Genomic DNA, 21,590 nt, shown 5'->3' on the forward strand with positions numbered 1-21,590 from the left:
TTGTTTCTAAACAAAAGCCCTTTATAAAAAAGGAAGTAAACATCAAGCTAGCCTAATGTCTGCTCTCGATATTTTGCTAATTGATAATCGGCGCGTAATGCTGTTGCAGGAAAACTTCGTTCGCCATTTTATAACCATATGGTTTCCACTTTATCTTGGGGGCAGGATCATCCAGTACAGCGTAGTAATCAATAATCCGTTTTTTATGCTATGTTGTCATAGCACCTCCTTGATGAGTCATGTCATATGCAAGTGGGTCTACTGCCATGACGTGGTCATCAGACATCATCACTCACATTATCAAAACATAAAGGTCGCCTCACGCCCCCTCTGAGGGGCTGTTCTTTTGTTTGCGCGGCATTATTAATGCAAAATTAACCAGAAATAATGATCAAATCCACTGATTTCTCCCCATAATATCAACCCAATCCATCTAATTTTTATTTTTAATAATGACACCTAAACTCCCCACTCAAATAGCCAAAATAATAGTGAATATAACATCATGGGTGATGATATCTATTCAAACAATTACCCCATTATTGTTTTCTGTTAGTTCAGTAGTTAGAGCCAGTGAATCTAGAAATGTGAGCGGGGGAAACTCAGCCATTTTTCAAAAAAATCAGAACACCCATAAATTACCGTCTCTTGGTGGCGGTGAGTCAATTCCTTCGCAACTGCCCACTCCTGCAACTAAAGTTGCGGATGTCGTAATGCAGGCAGGACGAATCCTGTCTAGTGAGAACATCAAAAATTTATCTATTAATTACGCAGAAAGCATTGGTGAAGATCTAATAAAAGAGAAAATTAACGCATGGGCAAATCAAAAAGGCACCGTACGCATTAATGCTTCCTTTGATAATAAAATTTCTGGTGATGTTTTACTCCCAATCACAGAAAGTTCGGATGGTTTGCTTTTCTCGCAGTTTGGGCTGCATGCCAGCGTTGGCAACAGTCGCTACGTCAATATTGGTGTGGGTTATCGAAAACATATCAACAACTGGATGTATGGCGTCAATACTTTCTACGACTATAGTTACGCGGGGAAACATGCACGTGCAGGTATCGGTGGGGAGATGTGGGCGGATTATATGAAGCTGGCAGTAAATGGCTACTATGGTCTAACAGACTGGCATGAGTCCCGTTTATCCGCCATGAAAGATTATGATGAACGTCCAGCCAGCGGCTTTGACCTTCGTGCTGAAGCGTATTTGCCGTCATATCCTCAATTAGGTGCCAGCCTTAAATACGAGCAATATTTTGGTGAAGGTGTTCGTTTGAATATCGGTAGTCATGCTGATGACTTGAAAGATAATCCAAAAGCACTAACATTTGGCTTGAGTTATACACCAATCCCGCTGATTACCCTGAAGGGTGAGTACTCCGGGGGTAGGAAAGACGCTAGCCGTATTGGGATCAACGTTAATTATCGATTTGGTGTGCCATGGGCGCAACAAATTAGCATTGACGGCGTTAAGGTATTACGTAGCTTGATGGGTAGTTCGTACGAACTCGTCGACCGTAACAATGAAATCGTGATGCAATATCGCAAGCAGGATCTGCTGGAAATCTCATTGCCAAACACGGTCACAGCTGAAGCTGCAGAAACAATAACACTACCGCTCACGGTATCTAAAGATAAATATGGTCTAAGGGATGTCAAATGGACGGCTTCTGTGGAGTTCTTCGCTAACGGCGGCTCATTTCGTAAACTGTCGCTTACCCAATTAGAAGTAACGCTGCCGTCATACCTGTACACCAAACTCGCTAATACTGCGCAGGAATACGTGATTAAAGCGGTTGGCGTTGATAACAACGGTAATAACTCTAATCCCGCCGCGACGACTATCAAGGTTAAACCAGCGGATGCCGCCTCGGCGAAGATTTATGCGCTCACCGCAGACAAAGACGTTGCCGTTGATAATGGCAAGGATACCATCACCTTTACTACGGTGGTAAGAGATGTTGCCGGCGCCGTTGTTCCGGGGGTGAAGGTCACGTTGGCGGCCACCAGTGGAACACTGTCTAAGAATACGGTGACGACCGATGATAACGGGGTGGCTTACGCAAAGCTGACGGATACAGCAGCTGAGAACGTTACCGTAACCGCGACGACGCCATTTGACACAAAAGGCAAAACAGCATCTGTCACCTTTAAAGCGGATGCCGCCTCAGCGAAGATTTATGCGCTCACCGCAGACAAAGACGTTGCCGTTGATAATGGCAAGGATGCCATCACCTTTACTACGGTGGTGAGAGATGTTGCCGGCGCCGTTGTTCCGGGGGTGAAGGTCACGTTGGCGGCCACCAGTGGAACACTGTCTAAGAATACGGTGACGACCGATGATAACGGGGTGGCTTACGCAAAGCTGACGGATACAGCAGCTGAGAACGTTACCGTGACCGCGACGACGCCATTTGACACAAAAGGCAAAACAGCATCTGTCACCTTTAAAGCGGATGCCGCCTCAGCGAAGATTTATGCGCTCACCGCAGACAAAGACGTTGCCGTTGATAATGGCAAGGATGCCATCACCTTTACTACGGTGGTGAGAGATGTTGCCGGCGCCGTTGTTCCGGGGGTGAAGGTCACGTTGGCGACCACCAGTGGAACACTGTCTAAGAATACGGTGACGACCGATGATAACGGGGTGGCTTACGCAAAGCTGACGGATACAGCAGCTGAGAACGTTACCGTAACCGCGACGACGCCATTTGACACAAAAGGCAAAACAGCATCTGTCACCTTTAAAGCGGATGCCGCCTCAGCGAAGATTTATGCGCTCACCGCAGACAAAGACGTTGCCGTTGATAATGGCAAGGATGCCATCACCTTTACTACGGTGGTGAGAGATGTTGCCGGCGCCGTTGTTCCGGGGGTGAAGGTCACGTTGGCGACCACCAGTGGAACACTGTCTAAGAATACGGTGACGACCGATGATAACGGGGTGGCTTACGCAAAGCTGACGGATACAGCAGCTGAGAACGTTACCGTGACCGCGACGACGCCATTTGACACAAAAGGCAAAACAGCATCTGTCACCTTTAAAGCGGATGCCGCCTCAGCGAAGATTTATGCGCTCACCGCAGACAAAGACGTTGCCGTTGATAATGGCAAGGATGCCATCACCTTTACTACGGTGGTGAGAGATGTTGCCGGCGCCGTTGTTCCGGGGGTGAAGGTCACGTTGGCGGCCACCAGTGGAACACTGTCTAAGAATACGGTGACGACCGATGATAACGGGGTGGCTTACGCGAAGCTGACGGATACAGCAGCTGAGAACGTTACCGTGACCGCGACGACGCCATTTGACACAAAAGGCAAAACAGCATCTGTCACCTTTAAAGCGGATGCCGCCTCAGCGAAGATTTATGCGCTCACCGCAGACAAAGAATATTCTACAGACCAGATAGCTTTTACTGCGCAAGTAAAAGATAAATCTAACCAGAACATTCCTAATGAAAACGTATACATCAGTAGTTCTTCAGGTTTCCTGAGTTCACGGTCGAAAAAGACAGATAAGAATGGCATAGTACGATTTACGCTAACAGATGATGTTCTCGAGGAAATTACGGTGCAAGTACGAACTAATTTTGATATATACGGTAAAACAAAGGTCGTGCATTTTTCTCCATTTGTAGGAGAGGTGACTCTGCGGAGATGGAATGATCAATGTCATACAATACACCGCACCCCTATAAAATTAGACAGGGATGATATTACGATTAAGCTTGATAGTACACCGGTACCTAATTGCGGTAACAGACCCATAGAAGAGTTAAATTGGTCGCTAGCTCCAGATTTAAATATCATTGCTAGCTCTGGAAATGTTTTTGTAAATGAGAATAAAGTTTCTTGCGATAACGGCGTTGGTGATAATATTATTACAGTTCGACGAGGCTCAAAAACGATAATGAAATTCACCATTTCGTGTAATTAGTAATGGCAACCATGAAATATAACGCCGCAATATGCGGCGTTTCTATTTATCACTCAGAAGAATTACTCCTGGTAACACTACTAATTGGTTATATCAGCTCTATTTTCCACAGGCAACTGACTCACAGCGATGATTGAACCTCTCTGTGTCGTGGTCAACTAACTTTGGCCACATGACCTGACTGTTTGTGGAACAGCCACTCTGATTCATTTGGCATTAAGCCGCCGTTATACCAGTGAGGCCTGAGAGTAGTACCCCGTGATATAACGGATTACGGCTAACCGTGCCTCCCCGAAGCTTTCATAGCCCGTCGTCGGTATCCATGAACTCTCACGCCAGATGGCCGTCCTCGTAACGCCCATGCCATCTGAAGTGCTTTTATGGTGAGGTCTGAGTCGGGTGAATACGATAACGACCAGCCCACCGGTTTGCGGGCGAACAGATCCAGCACTACGGCCAGATAAGCCCACCGCTTGCCCGTCCAGATGTAGGCCACATTGTCGCACCAGGCCAGGTCTGGCTCTGTGGCGGTAAACTGCTGGGCAAGAAGATTCGGGATTTCAACATGCTCATTGCCCCCTCGTTTGTATTTATGCCCCGGTATTTGACAACTGGTGATACCCAATTCTTTCATCAGCCGCCCGGCCAGCCATCGGCCGAGTTTTACGCCCTTTGTAGTGACCATCGTGGCGATATTTCTGGCACCGGCAGATCGTAAGGTGATCTACACGACCAATACCATCGAGTCGCTAAACAACGTAATCAGACACGCCATCAAAAAGCGTAAGGTGCTCCCGATGGATAACGCAGTGAAAAAGGTGGTGTGGCTGGCAATCCAGGCGGTGTCACAGAAATGGACTATGCCGCTGAGGGGCCGGCGCATGGCGATAAGTCGCTTTATTATCGAGTTCGGTGACCGCCTGAACGGTCATGTCTGCAAAAGGCATTTACACAGAATCGTGTGCAGGGGCGAAACACCTAGACGTTAACAACGCAATGTCACTTCACTGCGAGTGTTGCCGTTACCATCCATGAGTAGCGTCCCGCACCAACACCGGTGTTACATATCCGCGCCCGCAGCTCACCCGATTTAGACGCCAGTTCCAATTGGAGCGACGATGTATCCGGCTTTTTGACGATCGTTCCGGTAAGTGAAGCTATATCAGACAAGGCCCGCCCAATGGTCTGATACGCGGTGCATCCGTAATTAGATATAGGGAAGTTCAGGTCATTCACTTCTGCGGTTACGGATTGTCCACCGGTAACGTCTATGTCGAAGTCCAAGCCCCCCGCCCACATTTTTTCCGAGCCTCTATAGTAGCCAATGCTCTTAACTTGTACCCTCCGTGAGGGCCCGAGGCACTTCACGTATACCTCACCCTTCCACCTGCTAGTGTCAGCATACCCCTGCTCCCTCTGCTCCTTTATCCATAGAGTTACCTCTCGAGTACCTTCACCCTCCACGATAGCCATGTCAGCCCAGTACTTATACAAAAGGTTATCGTCGAAATATTTGGCTTCTTTTATATTAGATATCACGCACCCCTCTGGGGCGATTACGATCCAATGGTCTAGCCATTTATCCCAATAATTTGAATGTTCACCCGCACTCATCCCCGTAGACAATGTTTCCACCTTTAGGGTAGTAGACCAACAAGGCATAGCCGCGAGCACCGACCACACCATAGCAACGTACAGCATAATTTTTCGCATTTTCATTCCTTATCGGGCAGCCAGCAATATGGCGTCAGCCCAGCGATGCCATCGAGCCGCGTACACCTGCACCCGCAGCCGGGCGTCATGCTCAGACAGCCCCCTCTCCAGGCCTGCTCAAAAAGCCGCAGGCTTCGCTCATGATGGTTATTTAGGCGCGGGGCGCCAGGGCAGCCCCCTCAGGCCCGAACCATAGCCCCTGCCAGTCAAAACCGTTATCGGCCTATCTGTGTTTTCTCCAGATAACGCTCAAAACCGCTGAGCTCCCGTGGCCAGTGCCATCTCAGGCCTCATACATTCGCGTCGGGCGGAACGGCTCGCCGTTGCCGGCAAAGCCACTCATAGGCCAGAGACCACGCCGCATCAGGGAGCTGATGACGAATCAGGGGCATGACAGCCTTACATCGTCGATGCCTTCACGGTAATGGTACCGCTGTACTTCCCGGCGACCTGCGTCGCCGTCGGCAGGGCTGTCAGGTTCAGTTTTGTTGTCTGTTGAGTGGTAGCCGCAGGAACTTCTATTGAAAGGGTGCCGCTCTTAAATTTTTCTGTAGAAGTCCCCAGGGTGGCCTTCACATTCATTGTCAGCTTGTCCTTGCCCTCGCCAGCGGAGAGCACGATATGGTCATCTGCCGCCTCGGCTTGGGACACTTCCAGTTTGACCTTGGTGCCATTGCTCGTCGTCTTGATATCCAGTGTCTGTACGTCTTTCTTGTTTTTCAGGTCAAATGTTTTGGCAACATCCAATGCCACAGTGGCATCCACGGTCGCCGTAATAGTTACCGTGGCAGACGCCTCACCCGCCTGAGAGGCAAACGGCTGGACGGCTGAAGCCAGAACCAGAAGACCGGTGACATTTTTCATGATGGTGCTTTTCATTGTGTGTTTCCTTAGTGTGTTACTGCCTAACGCAATGGTTTAAAAATTCGGTTTCATCGACAGATTGCCGATCCCCTTGTCAGCAGGCCCTCCGCATCTGCCGCAGGGAGTATCCATGAGGCTCTGCAGGATTGACCGGCATCGCGTCCCCACTGCGCGGTCAGCGAGCCTTTAGGGGTAAGACCGGACAGGAATACCTGACCGCCGTCACCCACAATGCCGGTGCTCTCCCCGGCGCTCACCGTGGTGCCGAACGGCAGTGGCTTACCGTCTTTTGTCAACGTCATCAGGGCACGTAGCCCGGTTTTTGCTGCAAACTCCACTTTGACGACTGCGCCTTTCGTTGGGATAACCTGCGCCACCGGTTTCTCGACGTCGGTGCGCGCATCCAGATGCGCGACATCAAGTGCAATACGATTCTCGCGGTATTCACTGACCCAGGGCTGAATGGCATATCCATGCCAGTCCGTCCTAACCCCGGAGCCGCTTTCCACCGGCACACCGGCATCGCCGGGCACCGACACGAGAACGGAAGTGCTCCCCAGCGGTTGGCCGAGGGTGACACCGCCGCGGTGAACGATGATGCCGCCTGCGGCGTTATAACTAACCTGACGGTAGTCACGGCCCTGACTGTAGCCGGCGGCGATGTCACCATAGGTTCCCCGATACCCCACCTGAAAACTGTCACCGTTGCCACTCTGGCGGGAGTAACTCTGGGAGAGGCTCCAGCTCAGGTTGTCCCGCGCCAGAGCGGTACCGCTCAATCCAGCCTGCTGTGTCATGCCGCCGCTGCTGTTATGACCTATACCCCATGAGGCATAGGTGGATTTACCCGCACCGGAGAACAAGGCGTCCAACGGAACGGACAGAGACAGGCTCACCCCCCGGTCCGTCTCTCGCAGTGACGAGCTGTAGTTCTCGCTGTAACTCAGGCTGTAACTGACAGGCCCGAGTTGGCTGCTAAAGCCGGACTGCAACGATGTGCTCGCCCCCTTACCGTTCCAATACGTTTGTCGGCTGCCGGACAGATACAGCAAACTGTGGTCTCCCACGCGCTGAGACACGTTGGCCTCCATCCGCTCCCGGCGGTTGTCCTTCAGGTCATACCAATCCGTCACCGGGCGGGGGAGTCGTCGCCCAGAGGTGTCACGGCGCTCTTCGCCTCGCCAACCCCGCATGAATGACCGGTAACTTTCTTCCAGGGTGTAAAATCCCCGGGTGGAGTAACGGTAACCGGCCAACTGGAACGTGGTTCCCGTACTTTCAAAACCCCGACTGTATAAAAACCGAATGGACTGTCCGCGATGATGAGAGTCGTCAGCCAAGGTGCTGTCCGCATGCGTGATATCAGCCGATACCGCCCCCCATGTCCCCATGTTGATACCGGCGCCCAGGGCCGCAGACTGATACTTCCGGGTTAGCTGGATGCCGCCATAGACCGTGATACCCCCGGGCAGCCCCCAGGCCAAGGTGCCCTGTATCAGGCCGGACTCCCGGGCATCGCGCCGCCCGCTCTCATGCAATCGACCCGCGTTCAGGGTGTATGACACGCGCCCTTCCCGAAGCAAAACCGGCAAGGTGGCATAAGGCACCGTAAAGATGCGGACGTTCCCATCCGCCTCGGTCACTGTCACCTCGAGGTCGCCGCTGGAGTACACCGGGTTGATGTCGTCAATCGCAAAATCCCCCGGGGCCACATTGGTCTCATACACGCTGTAACCATTCTGGCGAATGCTGACCCGGGCATTTGTCAGGGCCGTCCCCCGTATTACCGGGGCATATCCCCGTTCGATATCCGAATACATGGCGTCTTCCGTCCTTAGACTAATCCCCTGTATTTCGGTGGAATCAAAAATATTGCCGGCAGTGGTCATGTCCCCCATCATCAGAGTGCTACGTAAAGAGGTTATCCCCCGCTCAAGCCAGGTGCGTCCATGACGCCACTCTCGGCTGTGTGATGAGGCGTAGCGGTTTTCACTCAGAGTGCGTTCATCACGCAACCGCCAGGGACCGACATTTACCCCGCTGTTCAGCCGCAGAAAGTAACTGGCGCTGCCGCCATAGCGTCCCTTCGTGTGGGCTCCGCTCAAAGACCAGTTCAGCAGGCCGGCGGCAATGCCGTCATTCCATTGCTCCGGGGAGAGCCCGTTGCGCGAATGTTTTTGCATCCACTTGTGCGGGATGCTGATGTCCAAACGCATCCGCTGAAAATCAAAGTGTGTCGTTGCCTGAGGAATGATGCTGCCTGGTGACAACGGTTGGACGGCAACGCCCTCGTCAACCCGTTGTTCACCAAACGCTTCCGGACGAACGCCGGCAGTAATCAGCTCCTGTCGGGTCAGCTCCGCCATCAGGCCGGTACTGTCCGTGATGCCGGCCCGCTTCTCCGGCGTATCGGCAACCCCAAATGCCATGTCGCGCACCCCGAGCGCCTCCTGATTGAGGAAAACACTGACGCTGTAGGTGCCCGGCAGTTGCTCTCCTCGCTCAAACCGAGACAGGTCTGCCGTTTCCGCCACACCAGAAACCAGCTCGGGCGGAAACCAAAGCGCTTCTTCGGCCTGGGCATGAGAACAAAGCAGCGCGGTCGCCAGTACGCTCAGTCGAAAGGTGAAATGGCCAGACATCCCCAAATTCCTCAGGGAATAATCCGTTGTGCTTTATCCTGCTCGCCATGGTCGCCGATGGCACTCCAGCTCACCGTTCCACCGCTGCCGGCAGGCAGTGCAAGTGATACGCTTTCCCGGGGAGGCACCATGACATCCTGCAGGGCTTTCGTTCCTACCTTTATGTCAATCAGCGTCAGGTAGTAGGGCGTGGGGTTATGAATGTTCAGGTTGGCCCCTTTACGGGTAAACTCCAGCTTGTCCGCCGCCTTCTCCCGAGACGGAGTCAGGCCGGCAGGACGAACAAAAAGCTTCACCTGCATCAGGGTCGCCACAATCAGGCTTCCGCCCTCGTGTTTCTCCAGCGCCTTTTTATCCACGGAGGGAATGGCTTTGATGTTCAGGTAATACAGGCTTTCTTTATCCTGCGGATGGGCGGCCCCAGACGAGACGATCCGCAGCACATTTTCATTATCCGGCGCGCTGGTATACAGCGGTGGCGTAACGATAAAGTCGCTGGTCTTGGCACCGGTGGCATTTTCCACCCAGGATTGGATCAGGTAGGTTGACGCATCGGTCTTGTTGCTGACGGAGAAGGTTGATTGCGCAGCATCAGCCGGGTGAACAACGCGCGTGGCGCCCAGTGTAATACCGCTGGCAAAGGTAGAAGAGCAAAGCAGCAAACCAAGAAATCCCGATATTACACAAAGGATAAACCGCCGCCGCAGGCATTTTACGATATTGCATATATTTGTATTTATGATTGATTTCACTTTTTGCCGCCGTGTTTTATACATTGACGAATATCCAGAAATAATATTAAACTGCACTATAATGGGGTAATTTTGCAAATAGCATTCCGTGAGTAGCGTTGTTGAATAAATAGATATCATTCCCCCTTAAAAAATAGGGGCGCAGCACTCTAAAGTCAGTGGAGTAACATCAGGATAGAGAGCAATACACAAGTATGATAGGCATATTGACGCCTCTAAAAACAGCATGATCACCTATTTTCAACGAGGCCCAATGAATTGCTGACAACCAGGATTTCATCTGACTGATATCGAGTTGTAAATGACTCGTATCGTGTCCAGTCAAACAGTGATGAGGGGCTGGGCGTGTTGGTTTCGATTTTCTCTTTTTCTATCGAACTGCTTAAACCTGGCAGAAAGGCCAACACCAATGCGGTTACGAATAATGCTGTAGAGCACACTAATGTTCCCCGAGCATAATGGTATGATTTGGTCGTCGTTATATAAGCTTTTCGCTGTAGCATATGCTCTACCCACTCGAAGAAATATTCTGGTAATAAAAAGGCTAGATATAATATTGCATTTCACGCGGTGGAATATATTTGCGAACAGCAATCTAGTAAAGCGCTTAGGATGCAGACCTTAGATTCAATGCAGTGTAAACGGATTGGTATAGAGGGCAATTAAGCAGTGCCATAACCCAAAAGAATCAAATATTATAGTCAAATCACAAAGTGATTATGAAATGCGCAACATTTTCATCTGCCACCATCCCGTGTATGCTTTATTCTTTTTCAGAAAAGACGTCAAACGGGAAGTAAATGAATAAGCGTTAATTAAGTACTGTATTGACGCTTATGCAGATGTGAGTTTTGCCATTCATGGCAGCAGGTCGCGCAGCCGGTTCACCGGGCAGTCTTGGATATGTCCCAGAACATAACGCAGCCACGCCTCTGGCGCCCCCCATTCAGCCGACAGGTACTGATAAACGAGTACAGTACAGCAAAACGTTCACCACCTTCATCTGAACGTAGCGCCCCTATGGCGCGAGCACGGCAGCGAGGCTGCCATCAGCCTTCGTTAAGATCCCGCCTCATCTCAACGCCAGCGCTGCCTGACAGCCCGGCCGCTCACGCGATGACGCATACCCCGTCGCGTTGATACCCGCATAAAATGAGCCCGCCTGTGGCGTGAGCCGACTAGCGCCGATGCCCTTTTCCTGCCCGCGGCCGCACTGCAGGCTCTGCACCATGTACATGGTGCGCCCCGTAAAACTTCTACTCCCGCAGGGCGGCGGGCTCCGGTATCCCGATAAACATGGCGCCCCTCGGCAACAGGATCAAACTCGTCGTCGAGCGCATGCTCGCCGGTAGCTCCTGTGCCATGGATATTCGCCGCGACGACAGCGCCTCGTCGGACTGTAGCCATGCCCGCTTCTTATGCCAGAACTGCAAGTCCAAAGCCTGCGACAGCTGTGACCTCCAGGCCGCCGAACAGCTGCACGTCCTCCCTGACGGTGATAGGCAGCAATCACCGTCACCATACCTCACCTACCATGGCCGTTCTTCAACAATACCTGGTCGCTGCGTAATGTGCTTTTCCGCTGTACCACCCGCGCCATGCTCCGCGGGACGCGCCAACAGGGAATCGAAGTGGATATCTTCTGCGCGCACCATACTTATGGTCGGCAGCTAAATCAGCACCCGCATATTCATGTCTCCGTTACCCGCGCTGGACTCGATATCAAACACCACGTCTGGCGACTGCTGTTCTTTAAAAAGAAAGAGGTAGAAACCATCTGGCGCAACGCCGTCGTTCACCTTCTGCGAGATAACTATGCGCGAATCCCCCAATGACCTACCGGGTCCCGACTATACCCGTAACGCAGACGGGAGGCGCCATTACCCGCATGCACAATATCGACGGGCCTGGAAGGGACACTTTGCCCAAAAGATCCGAGGTGTCTGGCACAACGTGAAATACCTGGGCCAGCGCCTTGAAAAACGCCGCCCGAAGCGATCGCCGGTGGCGGCCTCTCCGCAGTGCCATTACCGAGGCGGTGGCGTATATATCAGTATTACGATCACCGCACACAGCAACACACGCCAGAAAATCTAGCCAGGAGGAATGCTACAGCGTTACGTCAGCCACATTCCGGCACGGAACTTTAACATGGTGCGGAACTACGATTGTCTAGCCAACCGCGAACGGGGCCAGCTGTTGCAGAAGGTTTACGAAGCACTGAAGATGTGTGTATGGGAAAAACCGAAACGACCTAGGTGCGCGCGGTACTGATGAAGGGCTTCCTGAGCACCACCCCGTACGAGGGTATCCAGTGTAAAAGTCAGCTGCGTTTTACCGGCGCAGGAGTGGACGAGCACGCGGCAAAAATGCTCTCTGACAGGCTGTCATCTGATGGCGAAAAGCGATGGCTTCAGACCCCGTTACTGGATAATTGCGCCTGAAAAACGAGTTTTAGATTAAAAGTAAAGCAAAACAGGTATTTTTACGCGTAACCGCTAGCAGTGCCCATCATCTGATGAGTGTAACGCGCTACGATCTATGGTTAGAGATCTCAAAAATAGCCGATTCAATCTATTAACCATCAAGAATAACTGTCTAAGATACATCAATAAATGACTATTTATCTTACCTACCAATGCTAGGTCCGAAAAATCAATAAAAAAACAAGCATGTATCGCGGATACCCTTTTCGTTCTAAAAGTAAGTGTAAAATAACATCGATATCTGATATGAGAAAGGTTATCTTAAAAGATAGTAAATATGTCTACTCCCCATCGCAATGGGGAGTAGAGACCAAATGGAAACAACAAGCTCATCATCAACCATATTAATACTTATTTCTATAGTATTTTATCACAATATTGTTATCATATTCACTGCATGACTCCAATAAAATCAAAGCATTATTTAACTTCAGACTATTACTCCTACAATAGTTATTTATACATGTCTCAGCATAAGTGCCAACTCTATTCTTCACATAAAACATAAAACATAAAACTACTAACAAGAACGATGCACTGCATATGATCAATATGATTGATATAGGTAAAAACATTGCCATCATATTGCTTTAAAACCAATGGGTTTAGTACGTTATATTTCTCATGGTTATGATTTGAATCACGACCGCCATCAAAAACATTGTTCCATAGCGTATGGACATCTCTAATTGTTAAAAAAGGGGGCGATACAAAAAACACTAATGCAGCTACAACGGCAAAGATAAAAACAAACCTTTTCTTATATTTTATATTCATGATGCTTTACCATACCTGTTATTTTGATAAGTTAGTCTTTGAAATAATATGAGACATTATTGTTTGTAGCTCGGCAAATACCTTTGATTTCACTGGCGGTAAATTTAGTGTTAGCATAATACATTCCATTAATGTATAAATCATATGCAGGAACAGCGTCAATAAATGGTTCTCTTGCCAGAACCCCTACACAAAAAAGATAACTCATATTACATAACTCCCATTCATTTTTAGATGAGACAGAAAACCCTCCCGCATGATTTCTCTTTATTTCGCCACTAACATCTTTTCTAAACAGCTCAATATCTGCATCTATTAATGAAGCATATATTGTTACCGCAATTAAAACCATAATATAAACTACTGTTAAAGCTTGTGTGATGTAATTCTTCATAACCCCTCTCACCTCTATTGATAGTAGTTAGCAACTCATTAAAGCCAATAACTTAAAACCTAACAACTTTAGTAGGTTTAATTTTATCCCTAGTTATATTATCGAAAGCAATCATGTAAGAATAATGTATCACCCTGTTGAAACCGCCCTCATGACTATCGCCTAGCCTTTAATCGAAAGGAATAAAAATCAGTCCAATCGCTTATGAAAGTATCATATGGAGTAACAATTAGTGATAATATCTCATTATTTCACTTAAATTTATCGAAATAATGATATCAGGCAGGACAACAATACTATTGTTGTCGCTAACCTGGCAGTGCTCACAGGGAATACAATCACAAATAACTCACGACTACATATCGCTCATGTTTTTTATAAAAATGACAAACAAGAAGGTTCATATAAGTCATTGGTAACTTTTCATGCACAGCAGGATTACTATCCTCCTATGGCAATGAGGTACTAATATATTTTATTTATATACTTAATCAGCCGAGGTCACTATGTCGCCAAATAAAATGTTCATGGTGATATTTTATAGGGTAGGCGCCGCCTTTAAGTAATCACTCTACTTTAATAGATAACTCTTAGATAATCCTTTTATCTGAAATCTTAGCTTCTCAGAAGCCTAAAGTGAGCAGAGGACAAATCATGACTTGAAGTACGCATCTTTATATAGTGTGATACGCTTCGAAATCTTGCCGTAGTCTCCCCCCTTCCCCCTCATTGCCATTGCCATTGCATATATTAACGAACAGTCCATGCGGGACTAAACTCCTCCTCTTGAAATAGCTCTGTCAATCCACTAATTTGCTTTAGTCTAAGGACTTCGTCCTGATCCATCCCCAACTCTTGAGCAATATTCTCATTCGTCCACCCGAGTTGTGATAGCTCCGTTACAACATCAGACATCAATGTTATTTGATGTTTACCTCTAGCTCGATTGTGCCTAATGGTGGCTGCGATACGCGCTGCTTGCCCTTTTCTTTCTGCTCTGATACAGGTGACAGGTAACCACCCCCTCAATCTATCTCCGACCCCTCCCTTATTTTTACCCAATAACTGACGGTGAAACCCATCCACGACTAGATAATGGTTTTTTTCTTCCGACACAACCACTGGTTGAGTGAATCCATCCTTCTCCAATGACTGCTTTAACAATTTCTTTTCCGCCGGGGCCATGACATTAGGATTATAATCATTAGTTACTACCTGATCAGCCCTCACCCACAGAATACAATCTACCGGTTCTAACACAAAGGGGCTAAGCTCATGAAGTAATTTGCGCAAATAGTTTAGTGCCTGAATTTTTTCATCTTCTGTTTCATTTAGTCTGAAATACCGATGAATCATATTACTCAACTCTTCCAACGTCATAAAATCCCCCACTCTTTTCTCCTTAGCTTCATCCGACTTAAATAACTCTGATAGTATCTAGATTTGTTTGGACTAAACGATAACGTCCGACACCAAAAATCATTCTTAATTAGTGTCTTACAGATCCTTCGCCAAGATGGAATATCTTTAGCACCTAAATCATTCATTTGTTCATCCGGAATATCTTCTGGGTAACCATGTGTCTGATACCACCGCAGGTATACAGCTATCTTATTCCGGTAATGCTCAGCAGTCTTTCTTGGCATAACATCCAGAAGAAACATAGCATAACTACGCCAAGTATGATGAGATGGTTTTGATATCTGCTTTCGTAGAGCGAAATAAGCGCCAGTTTCATTAGCATAAAGGGCCCCACTGACACATCCGGAGACGCGGGAACACATGCGAGCCCAACTTTCCGGCTCAAGGACATGATAAAGCCACAGCCCTTTGCGCTGCTCCGGTCCGAAAGGTTCACAGACGCGCATGTTGTGTAATGAAACACCGGCCCTGTACATCAGGTTATACACTGGATTAACAATGGCATTAGTTCTGGAATTATATATCCATATATCACGGACTTTCCAGTCATACAAAGGATACATTGTATAATAATCCCCTTTAGGAGATGCTGTACTCCAAGGCTTATCGTCTGCATAACGTTGTTTGCGATGCGATACCAACCCCATAAATCGATTTAGAGATTCATCTGCACGTACACCAGTCAATATAGCGACAGCACATTTATTGGTGCTAGCGAGCCAAGATGAAAAATCCACCACAAACTCTTCAAATGTCATGGCATGCCGATAAAAAGGGAAATATGCTGAATCTACAATAGCATGATCTGGGGGTTGTCGGACCCACTCTACTTTTGGCTCCCAGCATACCCATTCAGGCTGAAACTGAGATACTCCATTTACCGTCTTCAAAGGAAGTGCTATCCAGTAAAAATTCTCCGTTACGTCTTGATATACATCTCGCATCTTACGAACATGCAAGATCGTGCACTCATATTGAGCTTCCCAATCAATGAATAATACAGAGAAACGACGCTTTTTCTTTCTGGCAACATTAGCGACAAGATGGAAAAGGATAGTGGAATCCTTTCCTCCAGAAAAAGATAAGCAAACTGATGTAAATGTTCTAAAGATCCAATCAATACGCTCCATTGCAGCATGTAGAACATTATCACCAGTTAATATTTTCTCTGTCATAAGCCGAGTTTTACTTACCATAAATAAACACCATAGTAATAACATATCAAATAAGCTTGCTTATAGCTTATCACTATCGATTTTTGCAAAATGTTTAATCCAAGCAACAAGTTCCTTATTTATATTATTATATATAAAACTTGACGACTCTTTTCTCATAACAATAACCTCTTGCTGTTCTTTTCTTATAGACTTACAAGCAGTAATGTTTATTATCATCAATACAATCATCATGGCTTTCAAGCTATTCCAAACCTTTTTTTAAAAATGCATTTCACTTTATGAAAGGAATTTATCTTCTTGATGAAGAATAAGAATCGGCACCTCTAATTCATCACCCACCTGCAAATGACTAAAGCCATTTTCGAAATTACGAAACTTATTTAGTTGGTATAACTGTTTCAGGGTAATGTTAAATTTCTCCGCTACAGATGTAGCACTATCCCCCACTTTCAATGTATATACATGAATATATGGTTCGAACTGTTGTAATGGGTGTAACTGTGCAGCAACCATTTTAGTTGTTAATATTAAAACAAATGCCACAAGAAATAAAATACGCACAACAATACTAAAGCCAAAGCTAAAAAAATTCAGATGGCGTAACACAGGGACTCCAACCATAAAAAATAACAAGGCGATATGATCCGTTTATGCTAATAGGATAAAAACAAATCTCTAATGAGAGACTCACTACCTTGAAGAAAAATACAAAAATGATTAAAATGCCGGAATCCATATTGCTTTATAAGTGAAACTTTTCTCTGTGAAAAAGCCTTAGATTCTGGCCTTGTCTTGGGCAATGCCCTACTATCTCCCCCATTTAGAATGGATGATAGTAAATGAGACTCAAATGAATTATGAGCCGCTTTGATACTCTTTCTCTCCACAAGTTTTAAATTTTTACTCATTTTTATTTTATATGAATCCAATGAAAACGGCTCATACGTTGAGTGAAATGATAACATTTTATTTAAAACTTTAATGCCCCAACCAGAACTTGCAACAAAGAGAAGGATATCAACTTGATGAAGAATACCATTATCTTTTATTAAGTTTATTGTTTCACCAAGATATTTTAACTTCATGGCTGATGGTAACAATACAATTGACTGACAACATTTAAGTCCAGCGCCATTTATCTTTTCAACCAACTTATCCATTAGCAACTCCGCGCCAAACAATTCATACTGACATACGCCTATAAAATAAATTAATACTTCGCCTTGGGATACACACTTCACTTTACAATTCATCCTTCCCCCTTCCATTAGATAATTCGATAGATGTTCAAAAAAAACGACTCTACAATAGCCACAAAAGCATAAGGCATGACGAGTATTAAAATAAGTTATTTACAATAAAAATAGAAGGGTGGGGCTATATTATGAGTTATTTTCATTATTAATAAATAATAATGAAAATAACTATGCGCCATCCGAATCAATAGCCCAAAGGGGATAGGATAGACCAGGATAGACCAGGTACCCTAGGTGATAAAAGCTATGAAGGTATTTGGATTCATGGTTTATTTGGAATGAAAGAAGCTATTATCGTGCCCTTCTCCTTCGAGAAATAGTGATGACGGGTATACAGACTTTCCATTTAAAACAATACCACCCCTGTCATTATCTAAAAAAAGCACACGCCTCCTAGATTTTTTATCAAAATCATAAAGACATGCCCTAATGCTACCTAGCTCATCAAAAGATGCAATATATTTAATAGCAGAAAAGGTTTTCTGATAATGTAAGGGGAGAAGATGGTATTTACCATTAAACAATTTAATAGCCACTCCTTCTTCCTCTTCAGCTAAGAGTAAATTTTTATTTTCATCGCTCACAAAGTGAGCCAGTTTGAACCTATAGTTACTGATAGATAAATCTATGTGCTCAACAACTCCTCTCGATTCATTATATGTATCGTTAAAATATCCATTGAATGTCCCCTTACCAAGTAGGATGATAGAAATCAATAAAACGATCAATACTACCTTGAAATTAATGACTACTTTCCAAGCATGTCGCATTGTTACACCGAATGACTTTGCCATTTGCATCATGAAATATAACTTCTCCATTTGAACTTTTCTTATACTTACTCATTTCCAGATGTCCAGAGGAAACATCCAGATCATTATCAACAATAATAAACGTATTACTCAACCAATCTAATAAACCGACTATAAAAATGGCGCCAACAGAAATAACAAATAGTGTTTTTATTTTAGTTACGCTGAATTTACTGTCAGACGCTAAGCTAATAGCCCCCTGGTTGATATCACACATGTCTATACTTATATATCCAGCAATATTATCAAAGCTGTATCCTTTACCTTTATGCGTTATTATCACTTGTTTTTCTGTTATTTTTTTTAAGGTATCCCTTATGTGTTTTATGGATACAGGAACAGAGCCAGCAGAAACGATACGATCTGGCCAGCATTTTTTTATGATATCATCACTTCCAAATATAACATTTGGATTGCTATATAATAAATATAGCAAAGCAACCTCACTAGCGGATAGAGCTTGCTCTTCCTCATTTATATATAGGGTTTCCCCTCTAATTATCAAAGCCGACACTTACCCTCCCCCTTCAAGAAGAAAACGAAGAACTATACATGAAAAACTATTAACAACATAAACGAATCATAAACGAATCATAAACAAATAATAAAAAGCATTACCACCAATACAAAATGGTTAATATGACTATTTTGCATATAACTCAATTTACAATAACAAAAAATATAATTACTGCATTAATTAAATTTGTCTATTCATTGTAAGATAATCACCAGTTACTCGAGTTACACTACATCCATTCTCTTCTCCGCCTTTCTGGCTTGTATCAATAATGTTATTTTATGATGTATTGATAGAAGATATGTTAAGAATATGTGCTCATGCAAGGCGCTTTTCTCTATCTTATTTGCATATATAAACTCAGACATAAGAATGTCAATTTCAATAGATAAGCACTCTAGCTCAGACACACAATCATAGCTATTCAAGACTAAATTCAAGTTCGCTCTCATACGCTCTCCATTTGTGTTATTTACTGAAGTAAAGTGACGAGGAATTATAGTCATCTGAATCAGATATAAGTGCGATTATCTAAATAATCACATAATTACCTATTATTTATATTGCATATCGGCATTGTTGAGTAAATCGAACTGCTGCTGAGTTGAAAGATCAGATCACGTACCATCCGGCAACACAGCTGGTTCCGTAGCAAAGCAGACCACCCACTGGCGTAACGACAGCAAAGCATCCGTCAACCGAGGCGCCATCACTTCCTGTGTTGGATGACGAGATGATCCTCCCAGTATGAGTCAGTATCCCCCTCATCACGGGGGCGACCTCTGCGCTATTCTGACCTTGCCATCGTCGCCGTCATGGCAATTAAGCATATACTCCGACTCACCCAGTGGGTCGCACCGGGCTTTATTGATCCATTTTTCCCTGCTGGACATCCCATTGCACAGCCCTGATTACAGTCGTGTCAGTAAATGTATCAGGTAGGTTAACATCAGTTTTACAACGCCCAGCCGAGGTGAGATTACGCATAGGGTAATTGATGCCTCCGTGCTGAAGATCTTCGGTGACGGTGAGTGGAAAGTTCAAAAGCCTGGCAAAGAGCGTTATCGCATCTGGCGGAAACTGCATTTGACCATTGATGTGAACACACATGACATTATCTGTGCTACCCCTCTCGTTGAACCGACTCAGGGGCCCCAGCGGACTCATCCAACAGACTCACAGGAAAATCAGGTCAGCCGTGGCTGATGACACTTACAATACCCGGTTATGTCACGATAAACTGCATCGTAAGAACATTAGAGCCCTCTTCCTCCCTGAAAAGGGGCGGGTTACTGTCCGGTTGAGTATGCAGAGCACAATCGCGGCGTTGCGAATCAGCGACTGAGCGGGAGTCATGCGCGGTGGAAATAGATAATAGATTATAATCACCATTCAATCGCTGGAATCGCGAAAACCGTTGTTGGGAGTTTTACTGACGCTGTGGGCCTACAGAGGTCAGGCAACATAGGATCCATGGTACGAACATGGAGCAACAGGCAACGTATTTTCACCAGAGAATCAGGCTGGTAGCCGGAAAACCCACCCGAAATTTGATTTATTCAACAAAACCATTGTAACCATTAAATCCCCGTCAATATAGCTGATGGCAACCAAGCACTCATGTCGATTACGTAGCGGAGGCTATAATCTTATCAATTATGAATACATATTCTTTTTTAAAACACGAAATAATTGGCTGTATATTACAGGTTTCAGTAGCATGCGCATCTGTATCTCCCACATAGATGAACAGAGGTTTACATGGAATATATAGAGCAAGAGATTTCGGCTACGTCAAGTTTAACCAAGATGCAAAACACCGCAATTTTATACTTTCATAAATTTATCGGAAATGATAAATTCTCTTGCTATTGCGACAATCCAAATGAGGATTTTATTTTCCTTGCTGACTTTAATTTATTAGGAATAAGTCGTGATTTTTTACAAAAGCATGATATGATTTTAATCACATACTGTTTAAGTTTAAGTGAGTCGAAAAAGAAAGAGCAAGAGAACAGCCTTCATTATTATGAGTTAATAGCCACATATATTGACATCGTGTTTTAGCATCTCAATGGAAACGAAATTCTCTACTCGAGCCATCTTGATATATATAATGTAAGACTCTAATCATGCCTCATATAATATATACGGTAAAAGTTTATCGAGTAAACAGAGTGACAAAGTCAGTGTAGACAGGCGAACTGGCAAATAACTACCAACCAAAGAGATCATCAGATGTTTAAAATACTATATCGTGCGCGAACTCTATCCACTGACTTTTTCAGATTTTGCATATGCAAATCGTCAACTCTTTACATCGGAGCATCAGTGTCGTGGTCGAATCCTTCTTCAGTTCACTGAAAAAAAAGTACTACGGAAAACGCCGCTATAAAACCCGGGAGCTAGCCCGGGAAAACATCTTCGACGACATTGAAATCCTCTGGTCCGGGCGGATTGTTGGTGTGCTTATACTCATGCGCGGATGCTGCGCCACATACTTCCCCTTTTACCAGAACTGAACCTCTGTATGACTCGCCTTCGGCGACAGGCCCTGACCAACCTGTTCGTGCGGAACCGAATGTAACATGATTGACGACCTATCAACCCTTGAGATACTACAGGCCAAGGGGAGAAGGTTATTAGGTTGCGTGAAAAATTCGACCTGACAATGCCAGTTGGTAAAGCCACGTTAACAATGATGGCCGGATTAGTCCGTTTTGAAAAAAACTTACAGCGGAACAGAGAACGCTAGGAATCAAACGAGCTCAGTCTGAAGAGGGTTAACTGTGTAGTGGTCAACTAATTTTGGCCACACGACCTGACTGTTCATGAA

At 45.8% G+C, this 21,590-nt stretch carries 16 protein-coding genes and 6 pseudogenes; 6 read left to right on the forward strand and 16 right to left on the reverse strand.

All coding sequences use genetic code 11. The features are described from left to right. Positions 1-512 precede the first annotated feature (512 nt). Positions 513-3,941: an Ig-like domain-containing protein gene (locus tag QY76_RS16160; RefSeq protein ID WP_158409703.1), complete on the forward strand. Its 3,429-nt coding sequence runs from the start codon at positions 513-515 to the stop codon at positions 3,939-3,941. Positions 3,942-4,095: 154 nt separating this feature from the next. Here the strand turns inward: QY76_RS16160 and QY76_RS19525 are convergent. Further along, positions 4,096-4,653: pseudogene (locus tag QY76_RS19525) on the reverse strand (DDE-type integrase/transposase/recombinase); the annotation flags it as partial. Between QY76_RS19525 and QY76_RS16165 the strand changes: the two are divergent. Beyond that, a pseudogene (locus QY76_RS16165) lies at positions 4,643-4,930 on the forward strand (transposase); the annotation flags it as partial. The pseudogenes QY76_RS19525 and QY76_RS16165 sit on opposite strands and share 11 nt — an antisense overlap. A gap of 10 nt (positions 4,931-4,940) precedes the next feature. Here the strand turns inward: QY76_RS16165 and QY76_RS16170 are convergent. The 6 genes and pseudogenes from QY76_RS16170 to QY76_RS19010 form a co-directional block, all read right to left on the reverse strand. After that, positions 4,941-5,642, reverse strand: coding sequence for a hypothetical protein (locus QY76_RS16170; protein ID WP_147319178.1), 702 nt, complete (start codon positions 5,640-5,642; stop codon positions 4,941-4,943). A 411-nt stretch (positions 5,643-6,053) separates the two neighbouring features. Continuing rightward, on the reverse strand, positions 6,054-6,533 hold the full coding sequence (locus QY76_RS16175) for a hypothetical protein (protein WP_034165835.1): 480 nt from the start codon (positions 6,531-6,533) through the stop codon (positions 6,054-6,056). Positions 6,534-6,586: 53 nt separating this feature from the next. Next, positions 6,587-9,160 (reverse strand): fimbria/pilus outer membrane usher protein, encoded by a 2,574-nt coding sequence (locus QY76_RS16180; RefSeq protein ID WP_051905087.1) that lies wholly within the window; start codon positions 9,158-9,160, stop codon positions 6,587-6,589. An 11-nt stretch (positions 9,161-9,171) separates the two neighbouring features. Next, entirely contained in the window at positions 9,172-9,936 is a 765-nt protein-coding gene (locus tag QY76_RS16185) for a fimbria/pilus periplasmic chaperone (RefSeq protein WP_081854067.1), read from the reverse strand. A gap of 834 nt (positions 9,937-10,770) precedes the next feature. Continuing rightward, positions 10,771-10,919: pseudogene (locus QY76_RS19030) on the reverse strand (transposase domain-containing protein); the annotation flags it as partial. Positions 10,920-11,168: 249 nt separating this feature from the next. Continuing rightward, positions 11,169-11,345, reverse strand: coding sequence for a hypothetical protein (locus QY76_RS19010; protein ID WP_156119377.1), 177 nt, complete (start codon positions 11,343-11,345; stop codon positions 11,169-11,171). A gap of 198 nt (positions 11,346-11,543) precedes the next feature. Here QY76_RS19010 and QY76_RS18540 point away from each other — a divergent pair, with 198 nt between their 5' ends. Then, on the forward strand, positions 11,544-11,747 hold the full coding sequence (locus QY76_RS18540) for a transposase (protein WP_158407646.1): 204 nt from the start codon (positions 11,544-11,546) through the stop codon (positions 11,745-11,747). 1,137 nt (positions 11,748-12,884) lie between these two features. On the opposite strand, the gene QY76_RS18895 is transcribed toward QY76_RS18540, so the two are convergent. The 9 genes from QY76_RS18895 to QY76_RS18315 all read right to left on the reverse strand — a co-directional run bounded on the left by QY76_RS18895 (position 12,885) and on the right by QY76_RS18315 (position 18,751). Further along, positions 12,885-13,175: a hypothetical protein gene (locus QY76_RS18895; RefSeq protein ID WP_144418120.1), complete on the reverse strand. Its 291-nt coding sequence runs from the start codon at positions 13,173-13,175 to the stop codon at positions 12,885-12,887. Positions 13,176-13,206: 31 nt separating this feature from the next. Then, on the reverse strand, positions 13,207-13,569 hold the full coding sequence (locus QY76_RS18900) for a hypothetical protein (protein ID WP_144242816.1): 363 nt from the start codon (positions 13,567-13,569) through the stop codon (positions 13,207-13,209). A gap of 750 nt (positions 13,570-14,319) precedes the next feature. Beyond that, on the reverse strand, positions 14,320-14,961 hold the full coding sequence (locus tag QY76_RS16195; RefSeq protein WP_034165837.1) for a ParB/RepB/Spo0J family partition protein: 642 nt from the start codon (positions 14,959-14,961) through the stop codon (positions 14,320-14,322). Beyond that, positions 14,946-16,187: a phosphoadenosine phosphosulfate reductase gene (locus tag QY76_RS18310; protein WP_071844203.1), complete on the reverse strand. Its 1,242-nt coding sequence runs from the start codon at positions 16,185-16,187 to the stop codon at positions 14,946-14,948. The genes QY76_RS16195 and QY76_RS18310 overlap by 16 nt, the downstream gene beginning before the upstream one ends. Before the next feature lie 39 nt (positions 16,188-16,226). Further along, positions 16,227-16,409: a hypothetical protein gene (locus tag QY76_RS18905; protein WP_144242815.1), complete on the reverse strand. Its 183-nt coding sequence runs from the start codon at positions 16,407-16,409 to the stop codon at positions 16,227-16,229. A gap of 36 nt (positions 16,410-16,445) precedes the next feature. Then, positions 16,446-16,775 carry a LysM peptidoglycan-binding domain-containing protein gene (locus QY76_RS16200; RefSeq protein ID WP_072006773.1) on the reverse strand — a complete coding sequence of 110 codons (330 nt, stop codon included), beginning with the start codon at positions 16,773-16,775 and terminating at the stop codon, positions 16,446-16,448. Between the two features lie 47 nt (positions 16,776-16,822). Further along, positions 16,823-17,422, reverse strand: a complete 600-nt coding sequence (locus QY76_RS18910) for a hypothetical protein (RefSeq protein ID WP_152550809.1) — start codon at positions 17,420-17,422, stop codon at positions 16,823-16,825. Positions 17,423-17,694: 272 nt separating this feature from the next. Then, positions 17,695-18,228 (reverse strand): PsaF/MyfF family fimbrial adhesin regulatory protein, encoded by a 534-nt coding sequence (locus tag QY76_RS18915; protein ID WP_144418122.1) that lies wholly within the window; start codon positions 18,226-18,228, stop codon positions 17,695-17,697. Continuing rightward, positions 18,167-18,751 (reverse strand): winged helix-turn-helix domain-containing protein, encoded by a 585-nt coding sequence (locus QY76_RS18315; RefSeq protein WP_071844204.1) that lies wholly within the window; start codon positions 18,749-18,751, stop codon positions 18,167-18,169. The genes QY76_RS18915 and QY76_RS18315 overlap by 62 nt, the downstream gene beginning before the upstream one ends. A gap of 711 nt (positions 18,752-19,462) precedes the next feature. Between QY76_RS18315 and QY76_RS19530 the strand changes: the two are divergent. The 3 pseudogenes from QY76_RS19530 to QY76_RS19540 form a co-directional block, all read left to right on the forward strand. Beyond that, a pseudogene (locus tag QY76_RS19530) lies at positions 19,463-20,122 on the forward strand (transposase); the annotation flags it as partial. A gap of 962 nt (positions 20,123-21,084) precedes the next feature. Next, positions 21,085-21,204, forward strand: a pseudogene (locus QY76_RS19535) (IS3 family transposase); the annotation flags it as partial. A 135-nt stretch (positions 21,205-21,339) separates the two neighbouring features. Continuing rightward, positions 21,340-21,532, forward strand: a pseudogene (locus QY76_RS19540) (recombinase family protein); the annotation flags it as partial. Positions 21,533-21,590 lie beyond the last annotated feature (58 nt).

Origin of the sequence: Edwardsiella sp. EA181011 (genome assembly GCF_000800725.1) — a bacterium.
Classification (GTDB): Bacteria; Pseudomonadota; Gammaproteobacteria; order Enterobacterales; family Enterobacteriaceae; genus Edwardsiella; species Edwardsiella anguillarum.

Coding starts and splice junctions, on each gene's coding strand:
- QY76_RS16170 (WP_147319178.1), bottom strand. CDS start 5,642: ATGCTGTACGTTGCTATGGTGTGGTCGGTGCTCGCGGCTATGCCTTGT.
- QY76_RS16175 (WP_034165835.1), bottom strand. CDS start 6,533: ATGAAAAGCACCATCATGAAAAATGTCACCGGTCTTCTGGTTCTGGCT.
- QY76_RS16185 (WP_081854067.1), bottom strand. CDS start 9,936: ATGTATAAAACACGGCGGCAAAAAGTGAAATCAATCATAAATACAAAT.
- QY76_RS18900 (WP_144242816.1), bottom strand. CDS start 13,569: ATGAAGAATTACATCACACAAGCTTTAACAGTAGTTTATATTATGGTT.
- QY76_RS18915 (WP_144418122.1), bottom strand. CDS start 18,228: ATGATGCAAATGGCAAAGTCATTCGGTGTAACAATGCGACATGCTTGG.
- QY76_RS16160 (WP_158409703.1), top strand. CDS start 513: ATGATATCTATTCAAACAATTACCCCATTATTGTTTTCTGTTAGTTCA.
- QY76_RS18895 (WP_144418120.1), bottom strand. CDS start 13,175: ATGAATATAAAATATAAGAAAAGGTTTGTTTTTATCTTTGCCGTTGTA.
- QY76_RS18310 (WP_071844203.1), bottom strand. CDS start 16,187: ATGGTAAGTAAAACTCGGCTTATGACAGAGAAAATATTAACTGGTGAT.
- QY76_RS18910 (WP_152550809.1), bottom strand. CDS start 17,422: ATGAATTGTAAAGTGAAGTGTGTATCCCAAGGCGAAGTATTAATTTAT.
- QY76_RS16180 (WP_051905087.1), bottom strand. CDS start 9,160: ATGTCTGGCCATTTCACCTTTCGACTGAGCGTACTGGCGACCGCGCTG.